Origin of the sequence: Streptomyces sp. NPDC057939, assembly GCF_042887545.1 — a bacterium.
Classification (GTDB): Bacteria; Actinomycetota; Actinomycetes; order Streptomycetales; family Streptomycetaceae; genus Streptomyces.
Genome location: NZ_JBHVPG010000043.1, coordinates 21434 through 36818, shown reverse-complemented (window position 1 = coordinate 36818; position 15385 = coordinate 21434). Strand labels below are relative to the sequence as shown.

Here is a 15385-nt window from a genome sequence, read left to right as displayed (position 1 = left end):
CCCCGTGCCGGGGGAGTGGGGCCGGGGGAGGAGGAAACGGTGACGGGGAACGGCCGTGGGCAGGGGCGACGGGGAACGGCCGTCGGTCGGACGAACGCGGAGGTGGCGAGCGGTCAGGTCGTTTTGGTGGGACCGAACTTCGCGGTGTCGACCGCCTCGCCGAGGGGGCCTTCCCCGACCGGCTCCGGCTCCGCGTCCTCGCGGGGCAGGGTGGCGCGTCGCAGTCCGGGTACGGCGATGGCGACGGCGACGGCGGCCACCGCGCAGACGGCGCCGTTCAACAGGGCCGCGCCGGCGGGGCTGAACCAGCGGGCGACCGCCGCGACCTCGACGTCGCCGATGATGTCCCCGGTGGTGCCCTGGGTGGTGATCACGCTGACGATGCGTCCGCGCAGTCGATCCGGAGTGCTGTGCTGGACCAGCGCGTATTCGAGGATCTCGTACACGGTGCCGCAGGCGCCGCCGACGGCGAGCGCCGCGCAGGCCAGGTAGACGTTGCCGCTGAGGGCGAAGCCGATGGTGGCCAGACCGCCGACGAACGCCGCGAGCAGCAGCAGGCGTCCGGGGCGCGCGGTGCGGGTGAGCCATCCGCTGGTCGCCGAGACCGCGACGGCGCCGACCGCCGGCGCGGAGTACAGCAGGCCCAGCATGACCTCGCCGCCGTTGAACTGACGGTCCACCATTTCGGGGAACAGGACCACGGGCACGTTGAACAGGGCGGTGACACCGCCGAGCAGCACCAGGCCGCCGACCACGCGGTTGTGCCAGGCGTGCCGGAACGCGACGAGCAGGGAGCCGGAGTCGGCGTCCTCGTCGTCCGCGTCGGGGTCCTCGGCGACGGGCGGCAGCGGGCGGATCCGGGAGATGAGGAAGGCGGTCAGGGCGGTGGTCACGGCGGCGAACGCGAAGACGGGCGCGGGGCCGGTCAGGGCGAGCAGCACACCGCCGAGGAACGGCGCGGTGATGGAGCCGATCTCCCCGGTGAGGGAGATCAGCGCGCCGGCGGCGGGGAGTTGGTCGGGTCGGACCAGGGTGGGGGCCACGGCCATGAGGGCGGTGAAGCTGACCCCGGTGGCGAGGCCGTCCCAGGCGACGCACAGGTGGATCGCCCACTGGGACGGGTCGTCGAGCATGGCGTTGACGGCTAGTCCGGCGAAGGCGAGGGCCGCGGCGCCGCGGGCGCGGACGATGAGCGTCCGACGGTCGTTGCGGTCGGCCATGACGCCGCCCCACAGGGATCCGAGCAGCACGGTGATGCTCATGATCATGCTGACGACGGCGACGTCGAAGGTCGACCGGGTCAGTCCGTACACCTGGGCGGACAGCGCGACGGTCGCCATGCCCAGGCCGAACAGCGAGACCACGCGGGCGATGAAGATCGCCCGGAAGTCGGGGCTGGTGCGCAGTGGTTCGATGTCGATGACGAGGTCACGCAGGGGCACAGGTGGCTCCGGGGGTGGGAGGGCGGGCCGGCTCAGACGGCGGGGGAGAGGATTTCGGCCCAGGCTCGGAGCGTCGGGCGCTCGGCGAGGTCGACGAAGCTGATCCGGGCGCCCTCGGCGCGCCAGCGCTCGACGAGGGTCATCAGCCGGATGGAGTCGAGGCCCTGGTCGAGGAGGCTCTCGTCCACGAGGACCTCGGCGGGTTCGGCGTACAGCACGTCGGCCACGTCGCGGACGAGCCGTTCGAGGGCGAAGGCCTCGGGAGCGGGGGTCGGATGCATGGGGGGTCTCCTGTTTCGGTGGCCGGACGGGTCGTTCGCCGGCAGGTGGGAGGTGGCGCGCGCCGGTGGGCGGCCGGCGGCGAGGGGCGGCGGCGAAGACGCGGTACCGACGCCATGTGCACTGCGATGCAGAACATTTGATGTGGCGACTTAGGTAAGGCTAACCTAAGTTTTATGATCTCTGTAACGGTGGACCAGCCCGGCCGTCCGGGCCCGGCACCCACGTCGCCGCAGGTGCGCACCGCCCGGACCGAGGACGCGCCCGCACTGCACGCGCTGTCCGCGCCCTTCGTCCGATCCGGTGCGCTCCGGGCCAGGCCGCCGGAGCACTACCGGGCCCACGCGGGCCGTTTCCTGCTGGTGGAGGGCGACGGCGAAGGCTCCGTCCGGGGGTGCGTCGCCCTCCGGGGGGCGGAGCCCGGCACCGCCGTCCTCTACAACTTCTGCGTCGCCGTCGCCGGCCAGGGCCGGGGCATCGGGGCCGCGTTGCTGTTCGCCGCCTGCGCGCGGGCGCGCGCCGAGGGCAGGCGTGCGCTGTTCACCGCCACCACCGGATCCGCCCGACTCTTCGTCCGGTACGGGTTCCGGCCCGTGGCGACCGTCGGGGCGCCGCCCGGCTGGGCCGCGCGGCTCGACCCCGCGCGCGGGTCGCGGGTGTTGAGGCTGAACCTCTGACCCGCACCCGAGGGCCGGGGCCCGGGAGGACTTCCCGGGCCCCGGCCCGCACCGGCCGGGCGACGCCCCGACGGAGTCATCAGCCCTGCGCGATCAGGCTCGCGGGGCGCATGTCCGTCCAGTTCGCGTCCGTGTACCGCGCGCAGCCCTGCCGGGTGTCCTCGCCGTGCGCGACGGTCCAACCCGCCGGAACCTCGGCGAAGGCGGGCCAGAGCGAATGCTGGTTCTCGGCGTTGACGAGCACGAAGTAGCGGGCGTCGTCGTCCTCGAAGGGATTGGTCGTGGCCATGGTTGTCTCCTAGAGGTGGTTGGCGGCGCCGGTCGCGCCGTCGGTCGTACGGGTGGTCTCGTGGAAGTCGGACGCGAAGCCGGCATCCGGGTGCGTGCCGGCGCGTTCCGAACGGGCCGACTCCTCCGCCGTGGCGGTGGCCTCCTCGCTCAGCGCGCGTGCCTCCGCCGCGTCGAACAGGGCGTCGGACCAGTGCCAGTGGAGCGTGAGGAGGCTCTGCCCGTCCTCGCCGGCCGCCGACCGGACGACGAGCCGCAACGGCCCCGCCAGCGGGAGCCCGCCACCGGACGGGTCCGCCGCGTACGCGGCGGGCCACCGCTCCCCGGCCGCGGGTGCCCAACGGGCGTCACCGGCCGACGGGAGCAGCGCGGCACGGCGCTGGTAGTGGACGCCGCGCCGGGGCAGGCCGGCCAGGAGCGTCGCGGTCTGCGTGTTCAGGTGCCGCAGCTGTTCCAGCCCGCGACCCGTGCCCGGAACCGCCCCGAGCGTCAGGACCGTACGGTCGTACGCGTCCGCCCCCGAGGTCGGACCCGGCGGCAGCGGCAGCCGGACGGTGTGGACGGTGCTCAGCCGCCCGGCCGTGCGCGGCGCGTGGTCGGGCCGCGGCAACTCCAGCTCCACCACCAGACCGGTCCCGTCGTGCAGCCTGGGCCGGGAGTGCGCCGTGCGGGCCAGGGCGGCCAGCAGCAGCACGTCGAAGGGGTGCGGCGCCCCGTCGGACCGCTCCGCCGGAGTGGGCAGTTCCAACCGGGTGACCACCCGGTGCCCGGGCCCGCCCGGCGGCCAACTCCGGCCCGCGGGGCTCCTCGTCAGCTGCGCCCAGTGCGTGAGCTCCGCGATCCGTGCCCCCGATCCGGCCTCCGCGCCGAGCCGGCCGGCCCAGTCGAGGAGGCCACCGGCGGGACCGGGCGGTGCGACCGGGGATTCCCCGTGGAGGAGCGGGAGCTCGTCGGTCAGCGTCTGCCAGCCGACGCCGTCCACCGACAACAGGTGAGCCACGAGCAGCAGCAGACCGGGCTCCCGCGCTCCCGCGTCGAACCACACGGCCCGCAGCACCCGGGCGCGGCCCGGATCCAGTTCCTCGGCGGCCGTGCGCAGGACGGCTTCGACCAGGCGGTCGCGCTCGTCCACCGGCATCCCGGCGACGGGCACCCGGCGCAGGGTGTCGGCCTCGGTGCAGGCGGGCGCCGCGGAGGCGGGCCTGACCTCCTGGCTCCAGACGCCGTTCGAGCGGTGCAGGGCCAGGCGCAGCGCCGGGTGCCGCCGGGCCAGCCCGGCCAGGGCGCGGCGCAGCGCCGCCGTACCCAGCCCGGCCGGAACGCTCAGCAGGACGGCCTCGTGCGGGGAGTCCACCGGGCCGTCGGTCGCGCGCAGTCGGTGCGCGGACGGCAGCAGGGCCAAGGGGCCCGCCTCGCCGTCGGCCGGGGGCGCCACGCGCCGCTCCGGGACCGGTACGGGTCCCCCGGCCGGGGTCGAGGCCGGCAGGGCGGGGCGGTCGGGCGTGCGACCGAGGGCTGTCAGCATCGCGGCGAAGCCCCGGGCGTGTTCGGTCAGCGAACCGGTGTCGTACAGGGCGGGGTTGCCGTCGACGTCCAGTCGCAGGCGCCCGTCCGGACGGCAGGACGCGGCGACCGAGAGGTCGTCCACGGGCCCGGAGGCCAGGCTGACCACGTGCCCCACCGTCCCGCCGAAGTCCAGCTCGGTCTCGAACGGTCGCAGGTTGACCAGGAGGCCCGGAACGCGCCGGCCGGACAGGCCGGGCCAGATGTGCCGGGCGAGGACCTCGCCCCGCACCCGCTGGTGGCGACGCAGGAAGTCCAGCTCGGCGGAGGCCTGCCGGAGCAGGTCCCGGAAGGTGTCGTGGGGGCCCGCGGTCAGCCGCGCCGGAAGGATGTTCACGGCGGTGCCGGGGACCCGCAGCGTGCCGGGCGCCGTACGGGCCGTCGTGTACAGCGCCATCGGGGTCTCCCCGCCCTCGGCGTACGGCGCGAGGTGGGCGGCGCACGCGGCGAGCACGGCCTCGCCCCACGTGCCCCCGGCGAGCCGTGCCGTGGCGGTCACGGCGGCGCTCTCTGCGGGGCCGAGCAGGACGGTGGCGCGCAGGGTCGTGTCGCGGGGAGCGGCTTCGCGGCCGGCGGGCCGGACGGGCACCGGCGGTTCGGGGTGGCGGCGGGACCAGGCCTCCAGGTCGGTCGCGTAGGCGGCGGAGCCGAGGTAGGCGCGCTCCGCGCGGGCCAGCACGGACACCGGGGCGAAGGGGGAGGCGGGCGGGCGCGAACCGGTCACGAGGGCGGTGTAGTGCTCGCTGACACGACGGCTGAGCAGGGACACCCCGTAGCCGTCGACGGCCAGTTGGTGGAAGTACTGCACCAGCAGATGGCGTTCGGCGCCGAGGGTGACGAGCGCCGCGCCGAACAGGTCGGGGGTGTTCTCCGGTGCGGGCGGGTCGAGCAGCAGGTCCAACCGCGGGGGGCAGGCGAGCCGTTCGCGTACGAGGTCCAGGGCGGCGGCGATGGGGTCCGCGGCCCCCGAGGTGTCCAGCCGCGGCAGGCTCCGCCCGGCCGGCCGCAGGGCCACGGGGGACTGCCCGTAGCGGCCGTCGTCGAGGGTGAGGCGGAACCGGAGCCAGGGCGCCTCGTCCAGGGTGAGGCCGAGGGCCTCCTCCAGTGCGGCGGGGTCGAGCGGGCCGACGAGTTCGATGTACTGACCGACGTGGTGACCGGCGTACGAGGGGTTCGCGCTCTGCGCGGCGAGCACGTGGGCCTGGGCGGCCGTCAGTTCCTCGGGCGCGGGGCCGACGGGGGCGGTGGCGGTGGTCGCGGACATGGTTCAGCTCCGGGGGGACGCGGTGGGGTCCGCCGCCCGGGCCGGCGTCGCCGACGGTCCGGTACGGGCGGTGGCGCCGACGCCGGCCCGGTGGCGTACGGCGGGTTCGTCGGTTCCGGGTCCGGGCTTCGCATGTGATGCGGACATGCCCATCCTTCCTCTGACCTGCCCAGGCGATCGGGGCAAGGCGTACCTAAGCTGACTTATGGGGTGTTGAGTGTCAAGTCGGCCTGAACCGGCTCGAATTGGCCGGTTCGGGGCATCGCCTCGGTACAGGCCGGAGCGGATCCGGGCATGCGGAGGAGACCCTGCGGCCCGGGCGCGCGAGCTGCCCGTCGGGGAGGGGTCGTGCGGGGGAGCGGCCGTCCCCGTCAAGGAAGGGGAGAGCGCCCGGGGGCGGGACCGTCGACGCCGAAACGGCGCGCACGGAGCCCGCCGCGCGTGGGGCGGGGCGGAGCGCGGTTCCCCGGTGCGGGGAGCCGCCGCCCGTGGTGGGGCGGGTGTCGGGCGGGCTACGGCGGCTCGTGCTCGACGCCCCGGCCCCGGCCGTCACGAACGGAGTTGAGGGGCCGGTCCGCCGGCCGGTCGTGTCCCGGGGACGGGCGCCCCACCGGACGCGGCGACAGCAGCGGGTCGTCGAGGTGGACCAGGCGGTACCCGGCCGAGGGCTTGCCCCGGGTGGAACCCGGTGCGGGTCCGGCCCCGCGCGAACGCCTGGCGGTGGCGCCGCGCAGCTTCGGTCGGGCCCGCTGGGCCGCCTCCACCAGGGCGCCGACGGCCGGCGCCTCCTGGCGCAGCCGGTTGAAGCCCCGTACGGAGAAACCCGCGAGCTTGGCCGCGTACGGCCAGGGAGCGCCCTCACGGATGGTCCGCAGCACCAGGTGGATCATGGCCGGTGTGGGTCCGTGTCCCGCGTGCAGGCCGCGGGAGGCGGCCAGGGCCCGGGCGGCGCTCATGGCGTGCGCGAACGCGGGGTCCCTTTCCAGCCACTCGCCCAGCATCCGGTCGGTCAGCCCGGCCGCGGCTGCGGCCGCCTCGACGGACAGGCCCTGCGCGGAGGCCTTCAGCGCCTCCGCCATCCTGCTCGCGATGTCCCACCGGTGGCTCGACATCTCGGGCAGCGCCGCCCGCAGCCGGCCGTCCGCCTGGTCGTGGCCCTCCAGCCAGTCGACGAGGTCCCCCGCCCAATCCTGCGGCTCGGGTTCCGCACTCCGATCCCCGTGCATCCCCTACACCTCCACGGGAACGTGGACGGCGCGGTACCCGGGCGGCCCGACTGGTCCGCCCCGCTCCCGCCGGTCGGGCGGTGTGCTGCGATCCTGCATGTCTTCCTGCCCCCTTCAGGTCCCCGTCCCGGGTTCCGCGACGGCGCGGAACCCGGAACGGCACTTCTAGATCCCGTCCGCCGTGGGCGCGAGCACCCACAGCCGGTGGTCCCAGCCGATGTCGCGACAGTCGCCGACCCGAAGGCCCGCACCCCGCGTCAGCTCCGTGATCTCCTCCTGCGACCGCACGGCCGAGCCGAACGCCGAGGCCAGGCGCAGGTGGTGCAGGGCCGCCTCCACGTCGTCGGCGTCCGCCGTCGCGACCTGCTCCACCAGCAGCAACGTTCCTCCGGCGGGCAGCGCGGCGCCGCTCTCGCGCAGGACGAGGGCCGCGTCCGCGTCCGGCAGCAGGTCGAGCAGCCGGCACAGCAGGACGGTCTCGTCGCCGGGCGGGACCGGACCGGTCGTGCCCAACAGCTCCACCCGGGGCAGCACGTCGGGATCCAACACCCGCTCACCGAGCACCCGCAGGGCCGAGGGCTGCGCGGCGACCGTCACCTTCAGCCCGGGGAACGCCCGGACCAGCGAGTTGACGACGGCGCCGGCGCCGTGGCCACCGGCGGTCAGCGAGCCCGCCGACGCCCAGTCGTACCCTGCGACGACGCCCGGCGCGATCCACAGCGCCTCGTCCTCGACGGCCGCCCTCGCCGAACCGGCCAGCCGCTCGTCCGAGGCCATCGCCTCGGCCAGCGGCAGCCCCGACAGCGTCCGGTAGCCCGCCCGCCCGGTCCACAGGCTCTCCGCGAGGCCCGACAGGGACAGGTCCAGCGCCGCCTGCGCGCCGCGCAGGTCGTACTCCTCCAAGGAGTGGTCGTCCTCGACGAGTTCCTCGCCCACCGGGGTGAGGCGGTAGCGGATCCCCGCGCCCCCGATGTTCCCGTCCGCGGCGTCCCCGCCCTCGGCGGATCCGTCCGCCGCGAAGACGTCGAGCGCGACGAGGTACGTCAGCAGCGCGCCGAGGGTGCGCGGCGCGGCACCGGTGCGCGCGGCCAGCTCCGGGGCGGTCCGCACGCCCTGGTGGACGAGGTCCATCAGACCCAGCGTGACCGCGGCCCGAACGGCCAGACCCGGCGCGAGGTCGGTCAGCTCGTGCAGCCGGTCGTGCGGGTCCTGCTCCTCGTCCGCCTCGACCGCCGCGGCCCGTTCCTGCCCCGCCGCGGGCTCGGTGCGGCGCCAGTAGCCGGTGATGTGCGTCCGCTCGCGCGGCACCTGACGGTCCGCCGCGAGGTGGCGCCGGATGCCCTTGAGGGTGACGGCCTCGCCCGCGGCCCAGGCGAACACCTCGCCCGGCAGCCACTCCATGCCGCGGACCGCCCGCTCCAGGAGGTCCGTACCACCGGCCGGGGCTCCGTCGCGCACCAGCCAGGTGATCTCGGCGTCGGCCCGCGTCGGCAGCTCCTGGCGGTGGCTCTCCTCGCCGACCTCGACGAACACGCGGGCCACCGTCCCGGCCGGCATTTCCGCCAGCCACCGCGCGATGGCGGGCAACGCCGTCTCGTCACCGATCACCAGCAGCCAATCGGCGCCCTCGGGGTGACCGTGCGACATCTTGGGCCCGGCGATCCAGGTGACGTCACCGGGCTTCGCGCCCTGCGCCCACGAGGAGGCCACGCCGCCCTCGTGGTTGACGAAGTCGAAGTCGATCTCCCCTGCCTCCGGGTCGAACCGGACGGGGGTGTAGTCCTTGGTCAGCGGACGGGCGTCGGGCCAGTCCAGGCTGGACACGTTCTGGCCGGGCAGCACGGGCAGGTCCGCGCCGTCCTCGGCGAAGAAGAACTTCACGTGGTCGTCGAAGCCCTCGGAGCGCAGCGCGGGCAGGTCCAGGCCGTCCTTGGTGAACGCGCCCAACTGCGGCCCGCCCAGGGTCAGGCGCCGCATGCCCGGGGTGACGTCCCGGACGCGGAGCACGGTGAGCTCGCGCAGCACGATGGGGAAGGTGACGACCGGACGGGGGTTGCGGCTGGACATCGACAGGGCTCCTCAGGGGTTGGGGAAAGCACGCGGAGTGCGGTGCGCTCGGGGGGCGGGGGCCCCGGGCGCCTGGGTTGGTTCCGGGCGGCGCCCCCGCACCGCGGGGTGCGGGGGCCGCCGTGTCGCACGGGCCGGCTACTGGCCGGCGACCGCCTTCGCGAGGAGCGGGGTCAGCTGCTGCGTCACCCACGGCGCGCTCAGCGGGTCCGGGTAGGCGATCGCCGAGGCGAGGGTGTTGTCCGACGGGACGACGGCGAAGTGCTTGTTCTTCACGGAGTTCAGCGACTGGAAGAGCTTGTTGCCCTCCAGCTCCTTCGGGCTGATGACACCACGGTCACCGAACGGGTAGGTCACCAGCAGCACGTCGGCGTCGAGCTGGTCGAGGTTCTCCAGGCTCACGCCGTTCTTGTCGGGGCCGTAGTTCTTGGCCTTGTCCGTCTTGGTGAAGCCGAGGCGCTCGAAGACGCCCGGGTCCTGGGCCTCGTACGACATGAAGCTGATCTGCTCCGGGTGGACCACCGTGTAGGTGTACGTCTTCCCCTTGAACTCGGGGTGCGCGGCGGCGGCGTCGTTCGTGGTCTTGTCGTTCGCGGCGATCACCTCGTTCGCCTTGTCCTCCAGGCCCAGGGCCTTCGCGGCCGTCTTCAGGCGCTCCTGCCAGGTGAGGGTGTCGGCCTGGGCCTTGTCGGTGAAGGTGACGACCGGGGCGATGGGGGACAGCTTCGCGTAGTCCTTGTCCATCTCCCAGGTGTTCATGCCGAGGATGATGTCCGGCGCCTCGGCGGCGATGGCCTCGTAGGCGGTGCCGTCGGTGTCGTCGTACGTCTTCAGCTTGGCCGCGCCGAGCTTGGTGATCGCCGCCTGCTTGTACTCGGCGACCTTGGAGCCGTCCTCCACGTCCGGGGTGATGACGGGGACGAGGCCGAGGGCGAGCGCGATCGCGGTGTCGCCGTCCGAGACGGTGGCGACCTTGACGGGCTTCTTCTTGACCTCGGTGCTGCCCCAGGCGTTCTTCAGGGTGACGGGCGCGAAGGCCTTCGCGTCGGCGGAACCCGACGCCGCGGGCTTGCCCTCGTCCTTGGTGGAGCCCTCGCCGCAGCCGGCGAGCAGGCCGACGCAGGCGGCGGTGGCCACGAGCGCGCCGATGGTCCGGAGTCCGGTGTTCTTGCTGTGCATCGGGATGTTCTCCGTTTACGAGGTGGTGTGACGGCCCAGGGGGAAGATCTGGGGCCGGTCGGAGCGGGGATGGGGAACGACGAGGCAGTCGAGGCCGAACACGTCGGCGACGGTCTGCTCCGTGAGGACCTCCGCGGGGCTGCCCTGTCGCACGATCCGGCCGTCGCGCATGGCGACGATGGTCGAGGCGTACAGGGCGGCCTGGTTGAGGTCGTGGGAAACCAGGACGATGGTCTTTCCGGACTGCTCGTTGAGGTCCGCGAGCAGGTCCATGACCTCGATCTGGTGAGCGATGTCCAGGTAGGTGGTCGGTTCGTCGAGCAGCAGCAGCGGGGTCTCCTGCGCCAGCGCGAGGGCGATCCACACCCGCTGGCGCTGCCCGCCGGACAGTTCGTCCACCGGACGGTCGACGAGCTCGGCCGTGCCGGTGGCGGCCAGTGCCCGGGCGATGACCTCGTCCTCGGCGGCCGTACGGCGCTGCCCGAACCGCTGGTGGGGGTGGCGTCCCCGCCAGACCAGGTCCGCGACGGTGATCCCCTCGGGGGCGATCGGGGACTGCGGCAGGATGCCGAGCCGGCGGGCCACCTCCCGCGTCGGCAGGGCGTGGATGTCCCGGCCGTCCAGCAGGACGGAGCCGGCGGCCACGGGCAGCAGCCGGGCCATCGATTTCAGCAGGGTCGACTTGCCGCACGCGTTCGGGCCGACCAGGGCCGTGATGCGGCCAGGCTCGATCGTCAGCGAGAGTTCCTCGATGACGTGCCGCCGGTCGTAGCCGGCGCTGATCGCCCGCGCCTCCAGCCCGGGGGCGGGGAGGGCCGGTTCGGCGAGGTCGAGGGCGGCGGGGCCGGGGGACACGAGGTCGTTCATGAGCGTGCTCCTTGGCGCCGCAGCAGCAGTCGGACGAAGTAGGGGGCGCCGATCAGCGCCGTCAGGACCCCGGTGGGCACCGGGCTGATCAGCGGACCGTGCTGGGCGAGTACGTCCGCACCCAGCACGATGACCGCGCCGACCGCGGGCGCCACCAGCAGCGTCCGTTCGGCGCCGACCAGCCGGACCGCGATCGGCCCGCTGATCAGCGAGACGAAACCGATCGGCCCGGTGACGCCCGTGGCGAGGGCCGCCGCCGCCGCGCCGACCAGCAGGGTGGCCGTCCGGGCGGCGCGCACCCGGGAACCGAGCCCGTGCGCCAGTTGGTCCCCCAGCGACAGCGCGCCGAGCGCGCGGTTCAGCGGCAGCACGCACACCCCGGCGCCGACGAGCGCCACGGCCAGGACCCCCACCCCGGACCAGTCGGCGCCCGAGACGCTCCCGACGAGCCAGCGGGTGACCTGGGCGATGCTGTGCTGACCGGCGGAGGAGAACAGGTAGTTGACGTACGCGGCGCACACCGCGGACAGGGCGATGCCGATCAGGACGAGCCGGTTGGTGTCCACCCGGCCTCCGCGCCGGCTGAGCAGCAGGATGACGCCGACCAGCAGGAACGATCCGCCGATGGCGGCGCCCTCCACCCCGTACGGCAGGGCCGGGGCGAACAGCAGGACGGTGACGGCGCCCGCACCCGCGCCGGAGGAGATGCCCACGATGTCGGGCGTGGCGAGCGGGTTGCGGATCAGCCGCTGGTACAGGGCGCCGGAGAGCCCGAACAGCGCCCCGGCCAGCAGCGCGGCCAGTGCCCTCGGGAGCCTGATGCGGTGGATGACGTAGTCGGCGAGGCCGGTGCGCATCCCGAACGCGGCGGGCAGCACGTCCCCGGCGGGGATTCCGCGCAGGCCGCCGAGCAGTACCGAGGCGACGAGCAGACCGAGCGCGAGGGCGACGAGCACGGAGACGACGACCGTCGCCCGGCGCGTCCCCGCGCGCCGGGCGGCGCGCAGTCGGGCGGCGGTGGCGGCGACGGTGTCGGCGGCGGAGGTCGCGGTCCGCGCGGTCGTCGCCGCGGCGGCGGGACGGACCGGCACGGCCACGCCGGTCTTCCCGGTGGTCGGGGTCGGATCGGTGGCGGTCATGCCCGCACCGTCCCTCGGCGCCGGGCCAGCCAGACGAAGTAGGGGGTGCCCACGATCGCGGTCATCACCGACACCTGGACCTCTCCGTGTTCGAGCACGAGCCGGCCGGCCGTGTCCGCCCCGACGACGAGCACCGCGCCGCAGAGCAGGGCCAGCGGCAGTGACCAGCGGTGGTCGCTGCCGACCAGCAGCCGGGCGACGTGCGCGGCGACGAGACCGACGAAGGCCACCGGCCCGACGGCCGCGGTGGCGCAGGCGCACAGCGTCACGGCGACGGCAGCGCTCGCCAGTTGGGCGCGCTCGACGCGCACCCCGAGCCCCCGCGCCGTCTCCTCGCCGAGTCCCAGCACGTTGAGGGTCCGACCGAGCGGCAACGCCAGGAGCAGTCCGATCAGCGCGAACGGGGCTATCTCGTCGAGGACCTGGGCGCGGCCGGTGAGCTGTCCCACCGACCAGAACCGCAGCGAGGAGTAGACGGCCTCGTCCCGGACGACCAGCAGGGTGACGATCGAGGCGAGCACGGCGGCGGTGGCGACACCGGCCAGGACCAGCCCGAGGGTCGAACTCCCCGTGTTGGTACGGGTGCCGATCAGGTACACGAGGACCGCGGTGAACGCCGAGCCGGCCAGGGCCAGCCAGAAGAAGCCGCTCGCGTCCGACACGTCGAGGAAGAGGATGCCCACCACCACGAACAGCGCGGCGCCCTGCTGGATGCCGAGGATGCCCGGATCGGCGAGCGGGTTCAGCGTCAGTGCCTGCATGACGAGACCGGAGGCGCCGAGCGCCGCTCCCACCAGGAGTCCCAGCAGGGTGCGCGGGATGCGTTCGGTCCACAGGACGTCGTGGTCGTAGCCGGAGGCTCCGGGGTGCAGCAGGATCTTGACGATCTCCAGGGCGGAGATGTCGCGGGCTCCGAGGCCGACGCTCGCGACGGTCACCGCCGCCAGGATCACGCCGGCGGCGACCAACGCGACCGAACCGCGCGAGAACCTGGTCCTCGGTGGGCGGGGCGCGGACGTGGCCACCGGCAGGGCCGATTGAGTCATGGGGGTGCGAGAGCTCCTCAAGTGCGAACGTGCACTTAGGTTAGCCTTATCTAAGTCTGGTGATCCATTGCGGAGCCCACGCCGATCGAACGCAGAGGCCGGAATGCCCGCTTCCGACACCTGTGACCCTCCGGTGTGAAGGGCGGGCCGCGTACGGCCCCCGCCCCCGGCGGACCGCCGACCCCGACCCGGCCGCACCGGACGACGCCGCACCCCTGCGAACCGTCGCGGCCACGACACCCGGCCGTCCCTTCCGAACCCTGCCGACCCGCACGGCCCGCGCCCGACCGACAGGATCCGAACGCGAGCCGGGGCCTGTCGTCGAACTCCCGTCCGCCTCGCGGCGTCCGGGCGACAACGGGACTTCGACGACAGGCCCTAGACCGGCGGGTGGTCGAGGCCCGGCAGCACGCTGATGACGGGCACCCCGGTGCGCGGGTGCTCCATGACCTCGGCCTCCACCTCGTACACGTCGGACAGGAGTTCCGCCGTGAGCACTTCCCGCGGAGTGCCCGTCACGATGACGCGGCCGCCCGCCATGACGCAGATCCGGTCGCAGAAGGCGGCGGCGAGGTTCAGGTCGTGCAGCGCGACGACCGCGGTGACGCCGAGGCGCCGGACGAGCCGCAGCGCGTCGAGCTGGTGCCGCAGGTCCAGGTGGTTGGTCGGCTCGTCCAGGACCATCGTCCCCGTGCGCTGGGCGAGCGCGCGGGCGATCAGCACCCGCTGCTTCTCCCCGCCCGACAGCCGGTCGAACGGAGCGTGCGCCAACGCGCCCACGCGGAGCTCGTCCAGCGACCGGGTGATGATCTCGCGGTCGCCCGCGTCGTCGCCCGCGAAGGCCCGCTTGTGCGGGGTGCGGCCCATGGCCACCACGTCGTACACCGTCAGCTCGAAGTCCCCGGAGGTCTCCTGGAGCACGGCCGCGAGCCGCCGGGCGAGCCGCTTGCCGGACATCCGCCACACGTCGTCACCGTCGAGGAGGACCCGGCCCGACGTGGGCCGCAGCGCCCGGTAGAAGGTGCGCAACAGCGTCGACTTGCCCGCCCCGTTGGGGCCGACCAGGCCCACCACCTCGCCGGCCGCCGCCCGCAGGGACACCCGGTCGACGAGGACCTTGCCGTCCACGACCACGCTGACGCCCTCGGCTTCGAGCGAACCGGGCACTCCCACCGCTGTGCTCGTCCCGCTCGTCCCGGTCGTCCCGGCCGTGCCGCTCATCCCGGTCGTTCCTGTCGCTCCGTTCAGCGGATCCGTCATCGGGCGGCCTTCCGTCGCATCAACCAGAGGAAGAAGGGACCGCCGACCAGGGCGGTGAGGATGCCGACGGGGATCTCCTCCGGGCTCATGAGCGTCCGGGCGGCCAGGTCCGCGGCGATCAGGAACGCCGCCCCCAGGAGCGCGGCGGCGGGCAGTGCCCGACGGTGATCGGCTCCCACGAGCAGCCGCACCACGTGCGGCATGATCAGCCCGACGAAGCCGATCTGTCCGCTGACCGCGACGATCGTGCCGATCATCAGGGCCACCAGGATGAACAGGGCGCCGCGGAAGCGGTGGACGTCCAACCCGAGGGCGGCGGCCGCCTCCTCCCCGGCCAGCAGGAGGTTGAGGGGACGGCAGACGCCGAGGAGGACGGCCGTGCCGACCAGCACCGCACCGACCGGGATCCACACCGTCGTCCAGGTGGTGCCGGCCAACCCGCCGAGCATCCAGCGCAGCGCGGACTGCGTCTTGTGCGGATCGTTCGAGGTGACGATCAGGAAGCTCGCCGCGGCCGACAGCACCTCGGCCATGGCCACGCCCGCCAGGACCAGTCGTACCGTCGTCATCCTGCCGCCCGAGCGGGCCAGGAAGTACACGGCGACGAGCGCCGCCAGCGCACCGCAGAACGCCGCGATCGGCAGGGTGAACAGTCCGAACAGGCCGAGGTTCAGGACGAGTACGAGCACCGCGCCGACCGACGCCCCCGAGGACACCCCCAACAGCATCGGGTCGGCCAGCGGGTTGCGGACCAGCGCCTGAAGCGCCATCCCGGCCACCGACAGGCCCGCGCCCACCGCACCGGCCAGCAACACCCTGGGCAGTCGGACGTCGATGACGATGGTCTCCCGCACCGGCGTCCAGGTCGGCTCGGCCAGGGCCGGGTGCAGGCGGTGCAGGAGGATGCTCCACACCTGGTCGGCGGGGACGCTGATCGAGCCGGCCGCGATCCCGGCCGTCGCGGCCCCCGCCACCAGGACGCCCAGGAGCGTCAGCACCATCGGATAGGGCAGCCCGGGCCGCCGCCCGGGACCGGCCGGGGACGCCGGACGGACGCCGGCCTCCCCGGCCGGTGCGGCCTTCACCCC

Annotated in this window: 14 protein-coding genes; 1 reads left to right on the top strand and 13 read right to left on the bottom strand. The window is 74.3% G+C overall.

What is annotated here, in order from left to right:
• Nucleotides 1-113: 113 nt before the first annotated feature.
• Together entS and ACFVS6_RS32875 are read right to left on the bottom strand one after the other, a co-directional pair.
• Nucleotides 114-1442 (bottom strand): enterobactin transporter EntS, encoded by a 1329-nt coding sequence (gene entS / locus ACFVS6_RS32880; RefSeq protein ID WP_389709688.1) that lies wholly within the window; start codon nucleotides 1440-1442, stop codon nucleotides 114-116.
• 32 nt (nucleotides 1443-1474) lie between these two features.
• Complete coding sequence (locus ACFVS6_RS32875; protein WP_389709686.1) at nucleotides 1475-1723, bottom strand: phosphopantetheine-binding protein; 249 nt, start codon at nucleotides 1721-1723, stop codon at nucleotides 1475-1477.
• A gap of 174 nt (nucleotides 1724-1897) precedes the next feature.
• On the opposite strand from ACFVS6_RS32875, the gene ACFVS6_RS32870 reads away from it, so the two are divergent.
• Complete coding sequence (locus tag ACFVS6_RS32870) at nucleotides 1898-2398, top strand: GNAT family N-acetyltransferase (RefSeq protein ID WP_389709684.1); 501 nt, start codon at nucleotides 1898-1900, stop codon at nucleotides 2396-2398.
• Nucleotides 2399-2477: 79 nt separating this feature from the next.
• Here ACFVS6_RS32870 and ACFVS6_RS32865 read toward each other — a convergent pair whose 3' ends face one another.
• The 11 genes from ACFVS6_RS32865 to ACFVS6_RS32815 form a co-directional block, all read right to left on the bottom strand.
• Nucleotides 2478-2687, bottom strand: a complete 210-nt coding sequence (locus ACFVS6_RS32865; RefSeq protein WP_389709683.1) for an MbtH family protein — start codon at nucleotides 2685-2687, stop codon at nucleotides 2478-2480.
• Between the two features lie 9 nt (nucleotides 2688-2696).
• Nucleotides 2697-5513 (bottom strand): condensation domain-containing protein, encoded by a 2817-nt coding sequence (locus ACFVS6_RS32860; RefSeq protein WP_389709681.1) that lies wholly within the window; start codon nucleotides 5511-5513, stop codon nucleotides 2697-2699.
• Nucleotides 5514-5516: 3 nt separating this feature from the next.
• A complete protein-coding gene (locus tag ACFVS6_RS32855; protein ID WP_389709679.1) occupies nucleotides 5517-5660 on the bottom strand; it encodes a hypothetical protein in 144 nt (47 codons plus the stop codon).
• A 365-nt stretch (nucleotides 5661-6025) separates the two neighbouring features.
• Complete coding sequence (locus tag ACFVS6_RS32850) at nucleotides 6026-6739, bottom strand: hypothetical protein (protein WP_389709677.1); 714 nt, start codon at nucleotides 6737-6739, stop codon at nucleotides 6026-6028.
• Between the two features lie 165 nt (nucleotides 6740-6904).
• Entirely contained in the window at nucleotides 6905-8806 is a 1902-nt protein-coding gene (locus tag ACFVS6_RS32845; protein WP_389709675.1) for an SIP domain-containing protein, read from the bottom strand.
• Nucleotides 8807-8944: 138 nt separating this feature from the next.
• Complete coding sequence (locus ACFVS6_RS32840; RefSeq protein ID WP_389709674.1) at nucleotides 8945-9985, bottom strand: ABC transporter substrate-binding protein; 1041 nt, start codon at nucleotides 9983-9985, stop codon at nucleotides 8945-8947.
• Between the two features lie 15 nt (nucleotides 9986-10000).
• Nucleotides 10001-10852 (bottom strand): ABC transporter ATP-binding protein, encoded by an 852-nt coding sequence (locus ACFVS6_RS32835; RefSeq protein WP_389709672.1) that lies wholly within the window; start codon nucleotides 10850-10852, stop codon nucleotides 10001-10003.
• Nucleotides 10849-11991: a FecCD family ABC transporter permease gene (locus ACFVS6_RS32830; protein WP_389709671.1), complete on the bottom strand. Its 1143-nt coding sequence runs from the start codon at nucleotides 11989-11991 to the stop codon at nucleotides 10849-10851. The genes ACFVS6_RS32835 and ACFVS6_RS32830 overlap by 4 nt, the downstream gene beginning before the upstream one ends.
• Complete coding sequence (locus ACFVS6_RS32825) at nucleotides 11988-13037, bottom strand: FecCD family ABC transporter permease (RefSeq protein WP_389709669.1); 1050 nt, start codon at nucleotides 13035-13037, stop codon at nucleotides 11988-11990. Before ACFVS6_RS32825 ends, ACFVS6_RS32830 begins: the two co-directional genes overlap by 4 nt.
• A 378-nt stretch (nucleotides 13038-13415) precedes the next feature.
• A complete protein-coding gene (locus ACFVS6_RS32820; protein ID WP_389709667.1) occupies nucleotides 13416-14258 on the bottom strand; it encodes an ABC transporter ATP-binding protein in 843 nt (280 codons plus the stop codon).
• Nucleotides 14259-14293: 35 nt separating this feature from the next.
• Nucleotides 14294-15298: a FecCD family ABC transporter permease gene (locus tag ACFVS6_RS32815; protein WP_389709718.1), complete on the bottom strand. Its 1005-nt coding sequence runs from the start codon at nucleotides 15296-15298 to the stop codon at nucleotides 14294-14296.
• Between the last annotated feature and the right edge of the window lie 87 nt (nucleotides 15299-15385).

Coding starts and splice junctions, on each gene's coding strand:
- ACFVS6_RS32875 (WP_389709686.1), bottom strand. CDS start 1,723: ATGCATCCGACCCCCGCTCCCGAGGCCTTCGCCCTCGAACGGCTCGTC.
- ACFVS6_RS32870 (WP_389709684.1), top strand. CDS start 1,898: ATGATCTCTGTAACGGTGGACCAGCCCGGCCGTCCGGGCCCGGCACCC.
- ACFVS6_RS32865 (WP_389709683.1), bottom strand. CDS start 2,687: ATGGCCACGACCAATCCCTTCGAGGACGACGACGCCCGCTACTTCGTG.
- ACFVS6_RS32860 (WP_389709681.1), bottom strand. CDS start 5,513: ATGTCCGCGACCACCGCCACCGCCCCCGTCGGCCCCGCGCCCGAGGAA.
- ACFVS6_RS32855 (WP_389709679.1), bottom strand. CDS start 5,660: ATGTCCGCATCACATGCGAAGCCCGGACCCGGAACCGACGAACCCGCC.
- ACFVS6_RS32850 (WP_389709677.1), bottom strand. CDS start 6,739: ATGCACGGGGATCGGAGTGCGGAACCCGAGCCGCAGGATTGGGCGGGG.
- ACFVS6_RS32845 (WP_389709675.1), bottom strand. CDS start 8,806: ATGTCCAGCCGCAACCCCCGTCCGGTCGTCACCTTCCCCATCGTGCTG.
- ACFVS6_RS32840 (WP_389709674.1), bottom strand. CDS start 9,985: ATGCACAGCAAGAACACCGGACTCCGGACCATCGGCGCGCTCGTGGCC.
- ACFVS6_RS32835 (WP_389709672.1), bottom strand. CDS start 10,852: ATGAACGACCTCGTGTCCCCCGGCCCCGCCGCCCTCGACCTCGCCGAA.
- ACFVS6_RS32830 (WP_389709671.1), bottom strand. CDS start 11,991: ATGACCGCCACCGATCCGACCCCGACCACCGGGAAGACCGGCGTGGCC.
- ACFVS6_RS32825 (WP_389709669.1), bottom strand. CDS start 13,037: ATGACTCAATCGGCCCTGCCGGTGGCCACGTCCGCGCCCCGCCCACCG.
- ACFVS6_RS32820 (WP_389709667.1), bottom strand. CDS start 14,258: ATGAGCGGCACGGCCGGGACGACCGGGACGAGCGGGACGAGCACAGCG.
- ACFVS6_RS32815 (WP_389709718.1), bottom strand. CDS start 15,298: ATGGTGCTGACGCTCCTGGGCGTCCTGGTGGCGGGGGCCGCGACGGCC.